This window comes from Streptomyces sp. DF42, from assembly GCF_058267695.1.
In genome coordinates this window covers 5,840,112-5,857,089 of record NZ_CM177859.1, presented here as the reverse complement: position 1 = coordinate 5,857,089, position 16,978 = coordinate 5,840,112, and the positions used below count along the sequence as shown (strand labels likewise).

Below are 16,978 nucleotides of genomic sequence, written 5' to 3'. Positions count from 1 at the left end.
CCGGGATGTACATGTCTGGCGGGCGTACGTTCGGCCCGCTACGACCTCTGCCTCAGGCGGAGAGCCTCAGGCGGCGGTCATTTCGCGAGCCGAATTACTCGGCACCGCCCTGCTCGGCCTGCTTGGCACGAAGCGCCTCCGCGGTGCGGACGAACTTCGACGGGAGCGCCTGGAAGACCTGGGCAGCCTGGGTCTGCTTGCCCTTGAAGGCGCCCGCCAGCTTGGCGAGCAGAACCTCGCGGGACTCAAGGTCCGCAAGCTTCTTGATCTCGTCGGCGGACAGCGCCTTGCCGTCAAGGACACCGCCCTTGATGACGAGGTTCGGGTTGTCCTTGGCAAAGTCACGAAGACCCTTCGCCGACTCCACCGGGTCACCGGTGACGAAGGCGACCGCCGTCGGACCGTTGAACAGGTCGTCGAGCGTCGAGATCCCGGCCTCGTTGGCCGCAATCTTGGTCAGCGTGTTCTTCACCACGGCGTACTGGGCGTTCTCACCGAGCGAACGGCGCAGCGTCTTGAGCTGCGCCACGGTGAGACCCCGGTACTCGGTCAGCACGGCGGCGTTCGAGCTGCGGAACTGCTCCGCGAGCTCGGCCACCGCGGCAGCCTTGTCGGGCCTTGCCATGAGCGTCGGCCTCCTTCCGGGTGATGACGACCGCTCGGAAGGGGCTGGGGAAAACGAAACGCCCCGGCGCAAGCGCTCGGGGCGTAGCTCGACCGATTGTGCGCGGCGTGAGCAGCGAACTGTCGGGAGCGTTTCCACGATCACCTGCGCGGGTCGTCCGCGGTTCAGCGGATCCTTCGGCCACCGCGCCCTCCAGGAGCGCACGGCAACGACCAGCGGTCTTTGGCTTCTCAAGGAGGGTACGCGAACGGATCGCCGTCAAGCAAATCCGCTCCTACGGCTCAGCCCTGGGCGCCCTTCAGCATCTCTGCGAGGTCGGCCGTGTCCTTGGCGGGCGGGGCGGTGACCTTCACCGGCTCGTTGATGTCGAGGAAGGTGATCTTCATGTCGAGGCGGCCCTTGTCGGCGTCGCCGCGCATCCGGAACTGCTTGGTGTGGTGATCGCCGTCGACCCACATGTCCATGGTCATCGAGTCGATGCCCATCTTCTCGTACTGGTCGAGGCTCTTCTCGCGCTGCTCCCGGACGGCCTTGTTCTCGTCCTTGAGGGAGGCCTTGATGCCGGCGACGGTGACCGTGCCCTCGTAGTGGGTGGTCTTCACGCCGTCGACGGTCTCGGTGCCGACCTTCTTCACGTCCTTGGAGCCGGTGAGGAAGGTGGACTCACTCGCCGGGTTCTTGCCGGCCTGGCCTGCGCCCAGCTGGTCGGCGTTCAGCTCCTTGCCGGCGCCGAGCGCGGACATGTCGAACTTGATCCAGCTCTTGCCGTCCATCTCCTTGGTCATGGAGGCGTTCCCGCCGACGTACATGGCCTTGTCGACGAGGCGGATCTCGACCGGGCCGTCGGTGGCCTGGCCCTGGGCCGTGATCTTCATGCTCATCGCCAGCGGCTTCATGCTCATCGCGGCGTCGCCTGTGACCCGGCCCTGGCCCGGGATGTCGCCGGTCATCCTGTAGCGCAGGGACGTGATGTCCTCGCTGTTCTTCGCCGCCTTGGCGACGGCCGCGGCGGGCGTCATGTCCGGCGACTGCTCCGCGGCGCCCTTCTGGCAGCCGGCCGCTCCCCCGGCGAGCAGCAGAGCGGCGAGACCGGCAACCGTCGCTCTACGGCGCGCCGAACCACGTACGGAAGACTCCATCGATTCCCCCCAAGGAATGCATGGCAGATACACAGTAATGACGCGAGCTTAGCCTCAGGAGGTGACAGGAGTCACCCGCATTCCCGTGGGCACCAGGGGAAACAGCGGGTCAGGACGTGGTGCCCGACCCTGCGCCCTTCTTCTTCAGCAGCTCCTTGAAGTCCTCGGTGTCGGCGGCCGCGGGCTTGGTGGCGGAGACCTTCACGCCGTAGTCGCTGTAGTACGCGGTCTGGGTGTACTCGCCGGCCGTCATCCGGCCCTTCTCCGTCTTCTTGACCAGGAGGTCCTGGCCGTCCACCCAGATGTCGACGGTCTCCGTGGTGACGCCGGCCTGGGTGAGCTGCTTCTTCAGGCCGGCGAGCTGGCTCGCGGTGAGGTTGGAGTTCTTGCCGGCGAGGTCGGCGACGTCCACCGTGCCCGAGTAGTGCGTGGTGTTCACGCCGCGCACCTTCTCGGTGCCGGCCTTCTTGACGTCCCCGGAGGCCAGCAGGAGCTTCACCGACTGGTTGGGCGTCGTGTTCTGCATCTGGTCCTTGAGGTAGGCGCCTGAGCTGCCGCCGAGGTCGGCCAGGTCGGTGTAGCCGTACCGGATCCAGTGTTTGCCGCCCGCCTGCTCGGCGAACTTCTCGCCCATCTTCGCGTAGTACGCGTCGGGCAGGTAGCGGGCCTCCATCGACGTGGTGCCGAGCTGGCGCATGGTGTCGGCCATGGTGCCGCCGGTGTAGGTGATGGTGAGGTTGCCGGTGAGGCCGTCGGCCCAGCCGAGGGCGCCGTCGGCCGTCATGGACATCAGGGAGCCCATGGTGGTCGTGGACTCGACCTTGGCGGAGTCGGCGCTGTCGGTGGACTTCTCGGCGGTGCGCAGAGCCGCTATGGGGCTGAGGTGCGTCGCGGCCCTCCCGGCTGCCTTGCCGTCCTTGCCGTCCCTGCCGGAGCCCGAGGAGCTGCAGGCGGCCACGGCCGACAGCGCGGTCAGTGCCGCGATCGACAGGCTCACGCGGCGCACGGTCGTGCTCTTCATTGGTCCCCACCCCTATGCGATTGCTGTGCCCGCACGCTAACGCAGGGCACTGACACACGTCCGGGGAAAGGGACGAGCCCCGCACCTCGAAAGGTTGCGGGGCTCGTGTCAAGAACGCGTACGCGCGACTGCCGTCCGGATCAGACGGCGGCCGGGTCCTCCTCGACGAGGAGGTTGCGGGTGCGGTTGGAGTCGACCGGAATGCCGGGGCCGATCGTGGTGCTGATCGCGGCCTTCTTGATGTAGCGACCCTTGGCGGCGGACGGCTTCAGACGGAGGATCTCGTCCAGTGCGGCGCCGTAGTTCTCCACCAGCTTGGTGTCGTCGAACGACACCTTGCCGATGATGAAGTGCAGGTTCGAGTGCTTGTCGACGCGGAACTCGATCTTGCCGCCCTTGATGTCGTTGACAGCCTTGGCGACGTCCGGGGTCACGGTGCCGGTCTTGGGGTTCGGCATCAGACCACGGGGACCGAGCACGCGGCCGAGGCGGCCGACCTTGCCCATGAGGTCAGGGGTGGCGACGACGGCGTCGAAGTCCAGACGGCCCTTCGCCACCTCGTCGATCAGTTCGTCGGAGCCGACGATGTCGGCGCCCGCGGCCTCTGCGGCGGCTGCACGGTCACCGGTCGCGAAGACCAGGACCCGGGCGGTCTTACCGGTGCCGTGCGGCAGGTTCACGGTGCCACGGACCATCTGGTCGGCCTTGCGCGGGTCGACACCCAGACGGAAGGCGACCTCGACGGTGCCGTCGAACTTGGTCGTGGAGGTCTCCTTGGCGAGACGGACGGCCTCGAGCGGGGCGTAGAGCTTGTCCCGGTCGATCTTGGCGTCCGCAGCGCGGAGAGACTTGCTGCGCTTGCTCACTACTGCTCCTGTGGATTCTTAGGAGTCGTGGTCCGGGCCGAGCAGGCCCTGCCACTTCTGCTGACGTGCGGGGAGGTTGGGGCTCAGCCCTCGACCGTGATGCCCATGGAACGGGCGGTGCCGGCGATGATCTTCGACGCGGCGTCCAGGTCGTTGGCGTTGAGGTCGGGGAGCTTGGTCGTGGCGATCTCGCGGACCTGCGCCTCGGTGATCTTGGCGACCTTGGTCTTGTGCGGCTCGCCGGAGCCCTTCTCCACACCCGCGGCCTTGAGGATCATCTTCGCGGCCGGCGGCGTCTTGGTGACGAAGGTGAAGGAGCGGTCCTCGTAGACCGTGATCTCCACCGGGATCACCCAGCCACGCTGCGACTCGGTCGCGGCGTTGTACGCCTTGCAGAACTCCATGATGTTGACGCCGTGCTGACCCAGCGCGGGGCCGACCGGCGGGGCCGGGTTCGCCGCACCGGCGTTGATCTGGAGCTTGATGAGCCCCGTGACCTTCTTCTTCTTGGGAGGCATTACTCTCCGGGTCCTTTCGATTGAGGCGTGCCTGCGCCCGGGTCGCGTCCCGGATGAAGGCATACCGCACAACGATAACGGGTATAGGTGTGCGGCCAAAAACCGAGCAGGTCAGACCGGCTGTCGAGAGCCTGTCTGACCTGGTCGGAGGCGCGTGTTCCAGGAAGAACTAGTTCTTCTGGATCTGGTCGAACGACAGCTCGACCGGGGTCTCCCGACCGAAGATCTCCACCAGGCCCTTGACCTTCTTCGAGTCGGGGTTGATCTCGTTGATGGTCGCCTGGAGCGTGGCGAACGGGCCGTCGGTGACGGTGACCGAGTCGCCGACCTCGAAGTCCAGCACCTGGACCTCGACCTTGCGCTGCGGGACGGGCTTGCCCTCGGCCTCGGCGGCCTCACGGGCTGCCTTCTCCTCGGCCTCGGGGGCGAGCATCTTGACGATCTCGTCCAGGGTCAGCGGGTAGGGGTCGTAGGCGTTGCCCACGAAGCCGGTGACGCCGGGGGTGTTGCGGACCACACCCCAGGACTCGTTCGTCAGGTCCATGCGGACGAGGACGTAGCCCGGGAGCTTGTTCTGCTTGATGGTCTTGCGGTCGCCGTTCTTGATCTGGACGACCTCTTCCTGCGGCACCTCGGCCTGGAAGATGTAGTCCTCGACGTTCAGCGAGACGGCGCGCTGCTCCAGGTTGGTCTTCACGCGGTTCTCGTAACCGGCGTAGGTGTGGATGACGTACCACTCGCCGGGCAGGGAGCGAAGCTCCTCGCGGAGCGCCTGGACCGGGTCGACGGGCTCGACCGGCTCGGGCTCCTCCTCGGCGATCTCTTCCTCGTCCACGACCTGCAGGGCGGCCTCCTCGGCCGGCTCCTCCGCCTCGGCCTCGGCAGCCTCGAACTCGTCCTGCTCGTCCGCGCCCTCGACGATGTCGAGTTCGTCGTCCACGGACTCGTCCGGCTCGATGGCGTCGTCGTTCAGGTTCGTGTCAGACACGGTGGCTGCTTCTTCCTGGATACATGGGGGTGGAACATGCGAAAGGGGCGCCGGGTACCTCGGCGCCCTTCGCTCTCTGCTCAGCCGAAGACGTACTTGGCCGCGTGGTTGAGCCCATAGTCAATCACGGTCACCAGGCCGATCATGATGACGACGAAGACAATCACCACGGTGGTGTACGTCGACAGCTGATTCCGCGTAGGCCAGACGACCTTGCGGAGTTCGGCGATGATCTGGCGATAGAAGAGGGCAAGCCTCTTGAACGGGCCCTTCTTGGCCCTCTTGCCGCCCTTGCGGGACTTCTTGGTCTCCCGCGCCTCATCCTGGGCATCAGGCGTGTCGATGGAGCCCACGGCGTCCGCCATTCGTCCTCACCTGTTCCCGGGTCGTGGCCGTGCCGCGCCCGGTCTGAGCCGCACGGCGTTGCAATGCAGTACGTACATGCGCACACATCCTGGCGAAGGTGTGTGTAGCAGGGCCGGAGGGACTTGAACCCCCAACCGCCGGTTTTGGAGACCGGTGCTCTACCAATTGAGCTACGACCCTTTGTGTGTCCACCAACGTACCGCATCCGACCGAGTGCTCGGTGTGCACCGTCTGCGGCGCGGCTGCTGATGGCCAACGAGGTGAGAGTGTACGTGGTCCGAAGCGCCCCGTCGAACAGAAAGCGCCCGTAAGGGCCTTGGGGAAGGAAGATCGCCGGAAATCCCTCGGAAGATCACCCAGGCCATCGTGTGAATCCGGATACGTGTTCAGTGGTCGACCCCAGGATGTTCAGTCCGTGAAACCCGTGTGCCGGGGACGTTTCCGGTCTGAAACGATGGGGGCATGAGCGCTGCAACCCCTCCCACCGAGCGCCGGGTCTCCGCCCGAGTCGGCGCGATCTCCGAGTCCGCCACCCTCGCCGTGGACGCCAAGGCCAAGGCCCTCAAGGCCGCCGGGCGTCCGGTGATCGGCTTCGGCGCAGGTGAACCCGACTTTCCCACTCCGGACTACATCGTCGAGGCCGCGGTCGAGGCCTGCAGGAACCCGAAGTACCACCGGTACACGCCGGCCGGCGGTCTGCCCGAACTGAAGGCCGCGATCGCCGCGAAGACACTGCGCGACTCGGGCTACGAGCCGGACGTCTCGCAGATCCTGGTCACCAACGGCGGCAAGCAGGCCATCTACGAGGCCTTCGCCGCGATCCTCGACCCGGGCGACGAGGTCATCGTGCCGGCGCCGTACTGGACGACGTACCCGGAGTCGATCCGTCTGGCCGGCGGTGTCCCGGTGGACGTCGTCGCGGACGAGACCACCGGTTACCGCGTGAGCGTGGAGCAGCTGGAGGCCGCGCGCACGGAGAAGACGAAGGTCGTCCTCTTCGTCTCGCCGTCCAACCCGACCGGCGCGGTGTACTCCGAGGCCGAGACCGAGGCGATCGGCCGCTGGGCCGTCGAGCACGGCCTGTGGGTGCTGACCGACGAGATCTACGAGCACCTGGTCTACGGCGACGCCGTCTCCGTGTCCCTGCCGGCGCTGCTGCCCGAGCTGCGCGACAAGTGCATCGTGGTCAACGGCGTCGCGAAGACGTACGCCATGACGGGCTGGCGCGTGGGCTGGGTCATCGGCCCGAAGGACGTGGTCAAGGCCGCGACGAACCTGCAGTCGCACGCCACGTCGAACGTGTCGAACGTCGCACAGGTCGCCGCCCTGGCCGCCGTCTCCGGTGACCTGGACGCGGTCGCGACGATGCGCGAGGCCTTCGACCGCCGCCGCAAGACCATCGTGCGGATGCTCAACGAGATCGACGGCATCGTCTGCCCCGAGCCCGAGGGCGCGTTCTACGCGTACCCGTCGGCAAAGGGCCTGCTCGGCAAGGAGATCCGCGGCAAGCGTCCGCAGGACACGGTCGAGCTGGCCGCGCTGATCCTGGAGGAGGCCGAGGTCGCGGTCGTCCCGGGCGAGGCCTTCGGCACGCCCGGTTATCTGCGGCTGTCGTACGCCCTGGGTGACGAGGATCTCGTCGAGGGCGTCAGCCGGATCCAGAAGCTGCTCGCGGAGGCGCAGGACTGACCTCGCCGCAAGTCACAACGGGCCCCCTCGGATGAGGGGGCCCGTTTTTTTGTGCGAGCAAGACCACGTACGGGGAATCCGCTTCCGGGACGGCTGGGGCATACGGCAGGATCCTGGAATGCTGAGCTCTTCAGGGGGACACCCCCCGAACCCCCCGGGTGTACGTGATGTCTCCGAGCTGCCGAAGGCCCATCTGCACCTGCACTTCACCGGGTCGATGCGGCCCACGACCGTGCTGGAGCTGGCCGACAAGTACGGGGTGCGTCTGCCCGACGCGCTGACCGAGGCGCTGACCAGCGGGGAGCCGCCGAAGTTGCGGGCGACGGACGAGCGGGGCTGGTTCCGCTTCCAGCGGCTGTACGACGCCGCGCGCTCGTGCCTCAGAGAGCCCGAGGACATCCGGCGGCTGGTGCGGGAGGCCGCGGAGGAGGATGTGAAGGACGGCTCGGGGTGGCTGGAGATCCAGGTGGACCCGACGTCGTACGCGCCTCGGCTGGGTGGGTTGATCCCGGCGCTGGAGATCATCCTGGACGCGGTGGAGACCACGTCGCGCGAGACGGGGATCGGGATGCGGGTCCTGGTCGCCGCGAACCGGATGAAGCACCCGCTGGACGCGCGCACGCTGGCCCGGCTGGCGGTACGGTACGCGGACCGGGGCGTGGTCGGCTTCGGACTCTCGAACGACGAACGCCGGGGTATGGCGAGGGACTTCGACCGGGCGTTCAACATCGCGCGCGAGGGCGGCCTGCTGTCCGCCCCGCACGGCGGCGAGCTGACCGGGCCGGCGTCGGTGCGGGACTGCCTCGACGACCTGGACGCGAACCGGATCGGGCACGGCGTGCGGGCGGCGGAGGACCCTCGTCTACTGAAGCGCCTGGCGGACCGGGGTGTGACATGCGAGGTGTGTCCCGCCTCGAACGTGGCCCTGGGGGTCTACGAGAAGCCCGAGGACGTCCCGCTGCGCACGCTGTTCGAGGCGGGGGTCCCGATGGCGCTCGGCGCCGACGACCCGCTGTTGTTCGGCTCGCGGCTGGCCGCCCAGTACGACATCGCCCGGCGCCATCACGCCTTCACGGACGAGGAGTTGGCGGAGCTGGCCCGCCAGTCGGTGCGCGCTTCGGCGGCGCCGGAGGACGTGCGGGCGAAGCTGCTGGCGGGGGTGGACGACTGGCTGGCCTAGGTCAGTCGGCGATGCCGATCAGCAGGGTCCGTGCCAGGCGCGCGGCGAAATCGTCCACCGGCGGTCGTAGGGCCTCCCTTGTCGCGTCGTAGGCGAACGCCCGCTGCGCGCAGGCGCCCAGCAGCAGTGACGCGGCCGCGAAGGTGTCCGCGTCGTGGCTGACCCGGCCGAGTTCCTGCTCGGCCCGCAGGTAGGTGTCCAGACCCTGGATCGGCTTGTGCGGGCCCGTTCCCATCTGCCGCATCGCGTCGTCGTGGCGCCGCTTGAGCTGGGTCTCGGCGTACAGGGACGCGGCGATCGGGAAGCTCTCCTCGTAGAAGAGGGCGGCGTGTCGGGCGATCTCGGTCAGGTTCTCCTCCAGCGTGCCCTGTCCGGGCTCGGCGGCCAGCCTGCTCAGCAGCGGCGTCAACTGGGACAGCCGTTCCGAGAGAACCCGGATGAACAGCTCCTCCTTGCTGGCGAAGTACTTGTAGAGCGCGGCCTCGGAGCAGTCGGCCGCCCTGGCGATCTCCTTGGTGGTGGTGCGGGCCAGCCCGACGGTGAGCATCAGCTCGTGAGCGGCATCGAGGATGCGGACCCGGGCCGGCTTCGTTTCCATGGGTCGTCCAATCATGCTTGACGGGTGGGTGAGTGCCCACTCACTCTAGTGGGGAGAAGTGGTGAGTGAATACTCACCCACCATCCAGAGGCACGGGAGTAGCCATGAAACTCACCGTTTTCGGCGCCACCGGCGGCATTGGCCGGGAGATCGTCCGCCAGGCCCTGGGCGCGGGCCACGAGGTGACGGCGGTCGTGCGGGACCCCGCACGCCTGTCCGTGACGGGCGATCGGCTGGAGGTGTTCCGGGACGACCTCGCCGACCCGGAGAAGGTGCGGCCCGCGGTGGCCGGCCGGGACGTGGTGCTGTCGGGGCTCGGCGCGCGCAGCCGCAAGGAGGCGGGGGTGGCGACCAGGCTGACGCGCACGGTGCTGGGTGCCATGGAGGCGGAAGGGGTGCGGCGGCTGCTCGTGGTGAGCGCGAGCCCGGTCGGCCCGCAGCCCGAGGGGGACGGTCCGCTCGACCGCACGATGCGCGCCCTCATCTCCGCCCTGCTCAAGGACGTCTACGCCGACCTGGGCGCCATGGAGGGCGAGCTGGCCGGCAGCGCGTCGGACTGGACGGTCGTACGGCCGCCGCGGCTGCAGGACAAGCCGGTGACGGGCGCCTACCGGACGGTGGTCGGCGGCTTTCCGGCCCGAGGCCGCTTCATCGGGCGCGCGGATGTGGCGCACGCGATGCTGGCGATGACGGAAGATCCGGGGACGGTGAAGCAGGGGGTGGGTGTGGCGTACTGAGGCGAACCGAGGCGTTCCTGCGCCCGCCGTGCCGGCCTCCTGCCGGTCCCTGCGAGCCACCCTCTACAGGCTGACGCCGACTGTCACCGGCTCGTTGACGAGTGTGATGCCGAAGGCCTCGCGGACGCCGGCGACGACCTCGCGGGCGAGTGCGAGCAGGTCCTCGGTGGTGGCCTCGCCCCGGTTGGTCAGGGCGAGGGTGTGCTTGGTGGAGATGCGGGCGGGGCCGGTGCCGTAGCCCTTGGTGAAGCCGGCCTTGTCGATCAGCCAAGCCGCGGAGGTCTTGGTGTGCCCCTCCCCCGCCGGGTATGCGGGCGGCTCCACGCCGTCGCCGAGCCGCTCCCGCACGCGCGCGTGGAACGCGGCGTACTGGGCGTCTGTGAGGATCGGGTTGGTGAAGAAGGAGCCGGCCGACCAGGTGTCGTGGTCCTCGGGGTCCAGGACCATGCCCTTGCCGGAGCGCAGCTTGAGGACGGTCTCGCGGGCGGCGGCCAGCGGGACGCGGTCCCCGGGCTCGACGCCGAGGGCGCGGGCGGTCTCGGCGTACTTGAGGGGCGCCGAGAGTCCGTCGGCGTCCTCCAGCTCGAATCGCACGCGCAGGACGACATACCGCTCGGGGTCGGCCTTGAAGCGGCTGTGCCGGTACGAGAACGCGCAGTCGGCGCTCGGGACGGTGACCGTCTCGCGCGTGTGCCGGTCGTAGGCGATCACTTCGGTGATGGTGGAGGAGACCTCCTGGCCGTACGCCCCCACGTTCTGGATGGGGGTGGCGCCGGCCGAGCCCGGGATGCCGGCCAGGCACTCGACGCCGGCCAGACCGGCCTCCACGGTGTGGGCGACTGCGTCGGTCCACACCTCTCCGGCGGCCAGTTCAAGGCGGGTGCCGGCCAGGTCGAAGCCCTTGGTCGCGATGACCAGTGCGGTGCCCGCGAAGCCCTTGTCGCCGATGACCAGGTTCGAACCGCCGCCGATCAGCAGCAGCGGCGTCCCGGTGTCGTCGGCCTCGCGGACGGCGGCGATCACCTCGGCATCGGTGGTCGCGGTGAGCAGCCGGGTCGCGGGACCGCCCAGCCGGAACGTGGTCAGCGGGGCGAGGGGAGCGTCGTGGAGTTCCTGCACGCGCCAAGACTACGAGACGCCGCTGACAGCCCCGGCAGCGATCGGCCGACAGCCCGGCCACGCGCGCGTGCTCAGGTCAGGCGCCGGAACTCCTGTCTCCAGTGGAGCGGGAGTTCGTCGCCGGACGCCTTCCAGCCGGCGGACTTCGCAACCCGCATCTGTGCGGCCGGACCGCCGGCGGTCGGGGCGTGGGTGCCGGAGTGCGCTGCTCCTCCAGATCGGGATGTCGGTCGGGCTCCAGATCGAGATGTCCGTGGGACGCCAGATCGGTGTCCATGGGACGCCAGATCAGAGGGTCAGTGGGACGCCGTCTCCAGCGCGGGCGCCTGGGCCTCTTCGGCCGCCTCAACGGTCTCGGCGGCGCGGCGCCGGGCGGGGATCAGCAGGGCGGCCACCGCGGCGACCGCGACGACCGCGGAGCCCGTCACCAGCGCGGGCTGCAGGCCGTCGACGAAGGCCTGCGCGGACTCGTAGCCACCCTGTGCCGAGAAGATCGACGCCATGATCGCGATGCCGAGTGCGCCGCCGACCTCGCGCAGTGCGTTGTTGGCTCCGGAGGCGATGCCCTGCTCCTTGGGCAGAACGCTGGACATGACCAGGTTGGCGGCGGGGGCGAAGTAGAGGGCCATGCCGATGCCGCTGATGATCAGGGCGGGCAGCTGGGCGGCGTAGGAGACGCCTGGTGCCACCACTGCGGCCATCCAGCCGAGGCCGGCGGCCTGCAGGAAGAGGCCGGTGGCGACGACGGGCCGGCCTCCGATGCGGTCGGACAGGATGCCGGCGATCGGCGCGACCAGCATCGGCATGCCGGTCCAGGGCAGCATCCTGAGGCCCGCCTCGGTGGGCGAGTAGCCGAGGACACCCTGCATGAACTGGCTGAGCAGGAAGATCGAACCGAACATGCCGAGGAACATCAGCAGGCTGGCCGCGTTGATCCCGGCGAAGGCACGGGAGCGGAACAGCCGCATCGGGAGCATGGGGTTCTTGGCGCGGATGCTGAAGCCGACGAAGCCGACGAGGAGCGCGGCGCCGGCGAACAGGCCGGTGAGCACCAGGGAGCTGGTCCAGCCGTCGGCCGGCCCGCGGACCAGGCCGTAGACGATCCCGAACAGGCCGCCGCTGGCGAGCAGGGTGCCGGGGACGTCCAGCGGGGCGCCGGTGCCGTACGACTCGGCAAGGCGCAGGCGGGCGAGCGGCAGCAGGGCGATGCCAAGCGGGACGTTCAGCCAGAAGATCCAGTGCCAGGAGACATGCTCGGTGAGGCTGCCGCCGATGAGCGGTCCGGAGGCCACGGCGAGCCCGTTGACGGCACCCCAGATGCCGTACGCCATGCCGCGCTTGGCGGCAGGCACGGCCGCGGTCAGCAGGGTGAGTGTCAGCGGCATCATGATCGCCGCACCGACGCCCTGGACCGCGCGGGCGGCGATCAGGGAGTTGATGCCGGTCGCCATGGCCGCGGCGGCGGAGGCACCGGTGAAGACGGTGAGGCCGACGAGGAAGAGCCGGCGGCGGCCGAAGCGGTCGCCGAGCGCCGCCCCGAACATCAGGAGGACGGCGAAGGTGAGTGTGTACGCGCTCACCGTCCATTCCAGGTCACCCAGCGCCCCGCCGAGGTCCTTGCGGATGGAAGGCAGGGCGGTGGTGACGACGAGGTTGTCCAGGGCCGCCATGAATCCGGCGACGCTGGTGATGACGAGGGCCCAGACGGTTCCCCCGCGCCGTGCGGTCTGCTGTGACATCGCTCCCCCAGCGGGTGATCGGTCGTACATATCGATGGATGTAGAGTCAATTTAGTTATTGATCACTAACTTCAATGGTCATGAAAAGGCGTCTGCGAGCAGTTACGAGCCCCTCCCGCGGACTACTTCTCCAGACGGCCCTTGAGCCGCGCCTCCGGATAGACCCCTTCCCAGACTCGATGTCCGGGAGGAAATCCCATGGCCACCAGGCAGTTGATGAGCATCCCGCACGCCATGAACGACGTCGTCTCGTCGATGTCGGCGCCGAGCGGCAGATGAACCGTGTCCCAGAGTCGCATCCAGCCCGCCCGCACCTCCTCGCCGAGTTCGTGGTCGCCGGCCTGCTCGGCGGCGGCCACGGTGACGTACATCTGCATCTGCATCAGCAGCCGCTCGGGCCGCTCCGCGATCACCTGGGTGTACGCGTTCGCCATGGCAATCCGGGCCTCTTCGCCCTCCAGCCCCTCGGCGGCCTCCTCGAACGTGCGGATCGTGTCCTCCACACAGCGCTGCGCCACCGCGAGGAACATCGCCTTCTTGCCCGGGAAGAGCCGGAAGAGATACGGCTGCGAGACGCCGACCCGTTTGGCGATCGCCTCGGTCGACGTGCCGTAGTAACCACCGCGGGCGAACTCGGCGGTCGCCGCACGGATGACGCTCTCGCGCCTCTCCTCTGCGCTCATCCTGGCCATGCCAGTAAGTTAGTACTCAATCACTAACTACGTCAAGAGGGTGGAGGAGGGGGCCGAAGGCAGGGAAGGAGGGGCGAAGGGGCGAAGGGGGAGACAAAGGGGAGGAGGAAGGGAGGTGGGGGAAGCGAAGGGATGCCGGCGCTACTGCCAGACGGCCGTCGGTGAGGCCGCGGGCCGCGGGCCGCGGGCCGCGGGCCGCGCCGGAACGCTCTCTCACCACGAGTCGTTGTCGCAGGCAGGGGGCTACATATACGTAAGGGGCGCCTCGCAATGGAGAACGCCCCTTACATCGCCGCGTCGCAGCATCGCCGCATCAAGGGACCAAGGCATCAAGGGACCAAGAGACCAAGGCATCAAGGCATCGACTGGGATGCAGTGCCCTCCTCAGGCCAGCCGTACGACCGCCCGCGACATCCCCAGCACCTTCTGCCCGGCGCTGGTCGCCGTGAGGTCCACGCGGACTGTGTGGTCGTCGAGCTTGGCTGCCACCTTGCCGCTGACCTCGATGACGGCACCCTGGTCGTCGTCCGCGACGACCACCGGCCGGGTGAAACGGACGCCGTACTCGACGACCGCGCCCGGGTCGCCGGCCCAGTCGGTGACCACTCGGATCGCCTCGGCCATCGTGAACATGCCGTGCGCGATCACGTCCGGCAGCCCGACCTCCCTGGCGAACCTCTCGTTCCAGTGGATCGGGTTGAAGTCCCCCGAAGCACCCGCGTACTGCACGAGCGTGGCCCGCGTCACCGGGAACGCCTGGCCAGGCAGTTCGGTCCCGACCTCGACCCCGTCGTAAGCGATCTTCGCCGTCATCGGTTCCTCACGCCTCCTCGGCCGCGCGGGCCACCAGCTTCGTCCAGGCGGTCACCACATGCTCGCCCGCCTCGTCACGGACCTCGCCCCGGATGTCCAGGATGTCGTTGCCCGCCATGGACCTGATGGCCTCGATGGACGAGGTGACCGACAGCCGGTCACCGGCACGCACCGGACGGACGTAGGCGAACTTCTGGTCACCGTGCACCACACGGCTGTAGTCCAGGCCGAGCTGGGGATCCTCGACGACCTGTCCCGCGGCCTTGAAGGTGATCGCGAAGACGAACGTCGGCGGGGCGATCACATCCGGATGCCCCAGCGCCTTGGCGGCCTCCGGGTCCGTGTACGCCGGGTTGGAGTCCCCCACTGCCTCCGCGAACTCACGGATCTTCTCCCGGCCCACCTCATAGGACTCGGTCGGCGGATAACTCCGCCCCACGAAGGACTGGTCGAGCGCCATGGCCCGCACCTCCCGATGTCTACCTGCTGATGCGCTGATATCTGCCTGTGCGCCGACGTCTACCAGATGCCTGCGACATGCCTGCCTGACGCCTGACATCTGCCTGACGTCGACCTGGTGTCTGACGTCGACCTGATGTCTGACGCCGGCTCGTTGTCCGCTCTGGGCGCCCTGTAGTCGGCTGGAACCGGTCGGTAACCGGCGTCGAAACGACGCGAGGCCGCCCCCGACTAGTGGGGGCGGCCTCGCGTACGAGCCTGATTTATCGCGTTTCGCGGTGCGCGGTGTGCGCGTTGCAACGCGGGCAGTGCTTCTTCATCTCCAGTCGGTCCGGGTTGTTACGCCGGTTCTTCTTGGTGATGTAGTTCCGCTCCTTGCACTCCACGCAGGCCAGCGTGATCTTCGGGCGGACGTCGGTGGCAGCCACGTGAGTGCTCCTTGACGAACGGATAGGACGGTTTAACGCATAAAAGAGTAGCCGATCGAAGGACCGACCCCGCAATCGGCTACTGTCAGTAGCGGTGACCGGACTTGAACCGGTGACACAGCGATTATGAGCCGCTTGCTCTACCGACTGAGCTACACCGCTGTGATGCGATCGGCCCCGCCTTGCGGCGGGGACCTCTCACACCAGAGCCCCAATACGGAATCGAACCGTAGACCTTCTCCTTACCATGGAGACGCTCTACCGACTGAGCTATTGGGGCGAGCGATGAAGACATTACACGCTCGCCCGCCGTTCGCCCAAATCCGTTTCGGGGCCCCCGTCCGGCCTTGTTCCACCCGCTGTCCAGGCCCCTGCCGCAGCCCGTCCCACGGCGCTCCCACCAGTCACTGAGGCCTCTCCGGTACGCCGGACCACACCGGTACGACTATTGCGCTCCTCCCCGACGCGAGCGGATCGCCACCCTAGGCTCGACTCACTCTGCGTGATCTTGCGTCCTGCTGCGCAGTCCCCGATCCCTGGAGCGCGATGCCCGACAGCCAGCCGCAGCCGCCCCACTCGTCGTCCTCATCGGGCTCGTCGTCCTCCAGTGCCTCCGGTGCTTCGGGTTGTTCCGGTTCTTCTGGTTCTGCGGGTTCTACGGGCTCTTCACGCTCTTCGGGTTCTTCGGGTTCGCCTTCTTCGGGTTTCCCGGGCTCCGCGGGACAGGCGGGTGACCCGGCCGCCTTGCTGCTGTGCGGGGCGCGGCTGACGGACGGCCGGACCGTGGACGTACGGCTGGGCGGCGGGCGCATCGAGGCGGTCGGTACGGCCGGCAGCCTGGCTGCGGGCGGAGTGCGGGGCTGTGGCACGCGCGTGGACCTCACCGGCTATCTGCTCCTGCCGGCGCCGGCTGAACCGCACGCCCACCTGGACACCGCGCTGTCGGCAGAGGGCGACGGCCCGGCCTCGTACGAGGCCCAGGAGGTCCAGCGCCGGGCCACCGAGGCGGCGCTGTTGCAACTGGGGCACGGGGCGACCGCGTTGCGGGCACACGTGCGCGTGGGCGATGTTCAGGGGTTGGGCGCGCTGGCCGCCGTACTGCAGGCGAGGCGTTCGCTGCGCGGGCTGACGGAACTGACGACGGTGGCGATGCCGAGGGTACTGACCGGCGTGGCGGGGGCGGACGGGCTCTCGATGCTGCGGGACGCGCTGAAGATGGGCGCCTCTGTGGTGGGCGGCTGTCCGGACCTGGACCCCGATCCGACCGGATACGTGGAAGCGGTCCTCGAGGTCGCCGCCGAACACGGCTGCCCGGTCGACCTGCACACCGACGCCGCCGATCCGGCCCGTCTCGCGCGGCTCGTGGCGATGGCCGGCGGGCTGCGCCCCGGGGTGACGATCGGCCCGTGCGGCGGCCTCTCGCGGCTGCCTGACGAGACCGTCCGACGCACCGCGGACCAGCTCGCGGCGGCCGGGGTGACGGTGGTGTGCCTGCCCCAGGGCGGCTGCGGCGGCACCGACCAGCGGGACACGGCTCCCGTACGGCTGCTGCGGACGGCCGGCGTGCGCGTCGCCGCGGGCAGCGGCGCCCTGCGCGACATGTCCAACCCGGTGGGGCGCGGCGACCCCTTGGAGGCGGCCTACCTGCTGGCCTCCCGGTACGGGTTGCGGCCCGAGGACTCGTACGACGCGGTCAGCTCGTCGGCACGGGCTGTGATGGGGCTGCCCGAGATGCGCGTGGAGGCGGGTTTCCCGGCCGAGTTGCTGGCCCTGCGCGGTGACCGGCTGGCGGGCGCGCTGTCGCTGGCGTACAGCCGGATCGTGGTGCACCGGGGGCGGGTGGTGGCGCGGACGAGCGCTGTACGGGAGTACTGCAACTCGGCTGCGGCGGTGGAACTGGGGTTGCCTCGGCAGGGGCGGGGGGCGTTGTCGTGAGGGTGGGGCGGAGTAAGCGAGGGATGGGCAGACGCTCAGCGCGCGGGGTCGGGAGTGGTCCGGGAG

18 protein-coding genes and 3 tRNA genes are annotated in these 16,978 nt (G+C 68.8%); 4 read left to right on the top strand and 17 right to left on the bottom strand.

The features are described 5' to 3' along the window. Nucleotides 1-94 precede the first annotated feature (94 nt). From rplJ to ACYUED_RS26910, 8 genes are all read right to left on the bottom strand, one after another. The gene (gene rplJ / locus ACYUED_RS26945) at nt 95-625 is read right to left on the bottom strand and encodes a 50S ribosomal protein L10 (protein ID WP_266519626.1); all 531 of its coding nucleotides are present in this window, start codon (nt 623-625) and stop codon (nt 95-97) included. A 281-nt stretch (nt 626-906) separates the two neighbouring features. Beyond that, entirely contained in the window at nt 907-1,764 is an 858-nt protein-coding gene (locus tag ACYUED_RS26940) for an SCO4651 family lipoprotein (protein WP_491285819.1), read from the bottom strand. Between the two features lie 109 nt (nt 1,765-1,873). Continuing rightward, nucleotides 1,874-2,785 carry an SCO4651 family lipoprotein gene (locus ACYUED_RS26935; RefSeq protein WP_491285818.1) on the bottom strand — a complete coding sequence of 304 codons (912 nt, stop codon included), beginning with the start codon at nt 2,783-2,785 and terminating at the stop codon, nt 1,874-1,876. Between the two features lie 140 nt (nt 2,786-2,925). After that, complete coding sequence (gene rplA, locus ACYUED_RS26930; RefSeq protein WP_266519620.1) at nt 2,926-3,651, bottom strand: 50S ribosomal protein L1; 726 nt, start codon at nt 3,649-3,651, stop codon at nt 2,926-2,928. Nucleotides 3,652-3,734: 83 nt separating this feature from the next. Further along, nucleotides 3,735-4,169, bottom strand: coding sequence for a 50S ribosomal protein L11 (gene rplK / locus ACYUED_RS26925; protein ID WP_005481290.1), 435 nt, complete (start codon nt 4,167-4,169; stop codon nt 3,735-3,737). A 169-nt stretch (nt 4,170-4,338) separates the two neighbouring features. Further along, nucleotides 4,339-5,157 (bottom strand): transcription termination/antitermination protein NusG, encoded by an 819-nt coding sequence (nusG, locus tag ACYUED_RS26920; RefSeq protein ID WP_491285816.1) that lies wholly within the window; start codon nt 5,155-5,157, stop codon nt 4,339-4,341. 80 nt (nt 5,158-5,237) lie between these two features. Next, complete coding sequence (secE, locus tag ACYUED_RS26915) at nt 5,238-5,522, bottom strand: preprotein translocase subunit SecE (RefSeq protein ID WP_491285814.1); 285 nt, start codon at nt 5,520-5,522, stop codon at nt 5,238-5,240. A 108-nt stretch (nt 5,523-5,630) separates the two neighbouring features. After that, nucleotides 5,631-5,703, bottom strand: a tRNA-Trp gene (locus ACYUED_RS26910). 282 nt (nt 5,704-5,985) lie between these two features. On the opposite strand from ACYUED_RS26910, the gene ACYUED_RS26905 reads away from it, so the two are divergent. Continuing rightward, a complete protein-coding gene (locus ACYUED_RS26905; protein WP_491285812.1) occupies nt 5,986-7,212 on the top strand; it encodes a pyridoxal phosphate-dependent aminotransferase in 1,227 nt (408 codons plus the stop codon). Between the two features lie 118 nt (nt 7,213-7,330). Beyond that, entirely contained in the window at nt 7,331-8,392 is a 1,062-nt protein-coding gene (locus ACYUED_RS26900; RefSeq protein WP_491285810.1) for an adenosine deaminase, read from the top strand. A gap of 1 nt (nt 8,393) precedes the next feature. Here the strand turns inward: ACYUED_RS26900 and ACYUED_RS26895 are convergent, their stop codons facing one another. Further along, nucleotides 8,394-8,990: a TetR/AcrR family transcriptional regulator gene (locus tag ACYUED_RS26895; RefSeq protein ID WP_491285808.1), complete on the bottom strand. Its 597-nt coding sequence runs from the start codon at nt 8,988-8,990 to the stop codon at nt 8,394-8,396. A 104-nt stretch (nt 8,991-9,094) separates the two neighbouring features. Between ACYUED_RS26895 and ACYUED_RS26890 the strand changes: the two genes are divergently transcribed. Then, nucleotides 9,095-9,727 carry an NAD(P)-dependent oxidoreductase gene (locus ACYUED_RS26890; RefSeq protein ID WP_491285806.1) on the top strand — a complete coding sequence of 211 codons (633 nt, stop codon included), beginning with the start codon at nt 9,095-9,097 and terminating at the stop codon, nt 9,725-9,727. Nucleotides 9,728-9,790: 63 nt separating this feature from the next. Here the strand turns inward: ACYUED_RS26890 and ACYUED_RS26885 are convergent, their stop codons facing one another. The 8 genes from ACYUED_RS26885 to ACYUED_RS26850 all read right to left on the bottom strand — a co-directional run bounded on the left by ACYUED_RS26885 (nt 9,791) and on the right by ACYUED_RS26850 (nt 15,257). Beyond that, a complete protein-coding gene (locus ACYUED_RS26885; RefSeq protein WP_491285804.1) occupies nt 9,791-10,846 on the bottom strand; it encodes a UDP-N-acetylmuramate dehydrogenase in 1,056 nt (351 codons plus the stop codon). Nucleotides 10,847-11,142: 296 nt separating this feature from the next. Further along, nucleotides 11,143-12,585 carry a DHA2 family efflux MFS transporter permease subunit gene (locus ACYUED_RS26880; protein ID WP_491285803.1) on the bottom strand — a complete coding sequence of 481 codons (1,443 nt, stop codon included), beginning with the start codon at nt 12,583-12,585 and terminating at the stop codon, nt 11,143-11,145. A gap of 122 nt (nt 12,586-12,707) precedes the next feature. Continuing rightward, a complete protein-coding gene (locus tag ACYUED_RS26875; RefSeq protein WP_491285801.1) occupies nt 12,708-13,277 on the bottom strand; it encodes a TetR/AcrR family transcriptional regulator in 570 nt (189 codons plus the stop codon). Between the two features lie 384 nt (nt 13,278-13,661). Then, entirely contained in the window at nt 13,662-14,090 is a 429-nt protein-coding gene (locus ACYUED_RS26870; RefSeq protein ID WP_491285800.1) for a MaoC family dehydratase, read from the bottom strand. Between the two features lie 7 nt (nt 14,091-14,097). Further along, entirely contained in the window at nt 14,098-14,550 is a 453-nt protein-coding gene (locus ACYUED_RS26865) for an FAS1-like dehydratase domain-containing protein (RefSeq protein ID WP_491285798.1), read from the bottom strand. A 262-nt stretch (nt 14,551-14,812) separates the two neighbouring features. Continuing rightward, nucleotides 14,813-14,977: a 50S ribosomal protein L33 gene (rpmG, locus tag ACYUED_RS26860; RefSeq protein ID WP_003948671.1), complete on the bottom strand. Its 165-nt coding sequence runs from the start codon at nt 14,975-14,977 to the stop codon at nt 14,813-14,815. A gap of 89 nt (nt 14,978-15,066) precedes the next feature. Continuing rightward, a tRNA-Met gene (locus ACYUED_RS26855) sits at nt 15,067-15,139 on the bottom strand. 45 nt (nt 15,140-15,184) lie between these two features. After that, nucleotides 15,185-15,257, bottom strand: a tRNA-Thr gene (locus ACYUED_RS26850). A 266-nt stretch (nt 15,258-15,523) separates the two neighbouring features. Between ACYUED_RS26850 and ACYUED_RS26845 the strand changes: the two genes are divergently transcribed. Next, nucleotides 15,524-16,912 carry an amidohydrolase family protein gene (locus ACYUED_RS26845; RefSeq protein ID WP_491285782.1) on the top strand — a complete coding sequence of 463 codons (1,389 nt, stop codon included), beginning with the start codon at nt 15,524-15,526 and terminating at the stop codon, nt 16,910-16,912. The last annotated feature ends 66 nt before the right edge of the window (nt 16,913-16,978 follow it).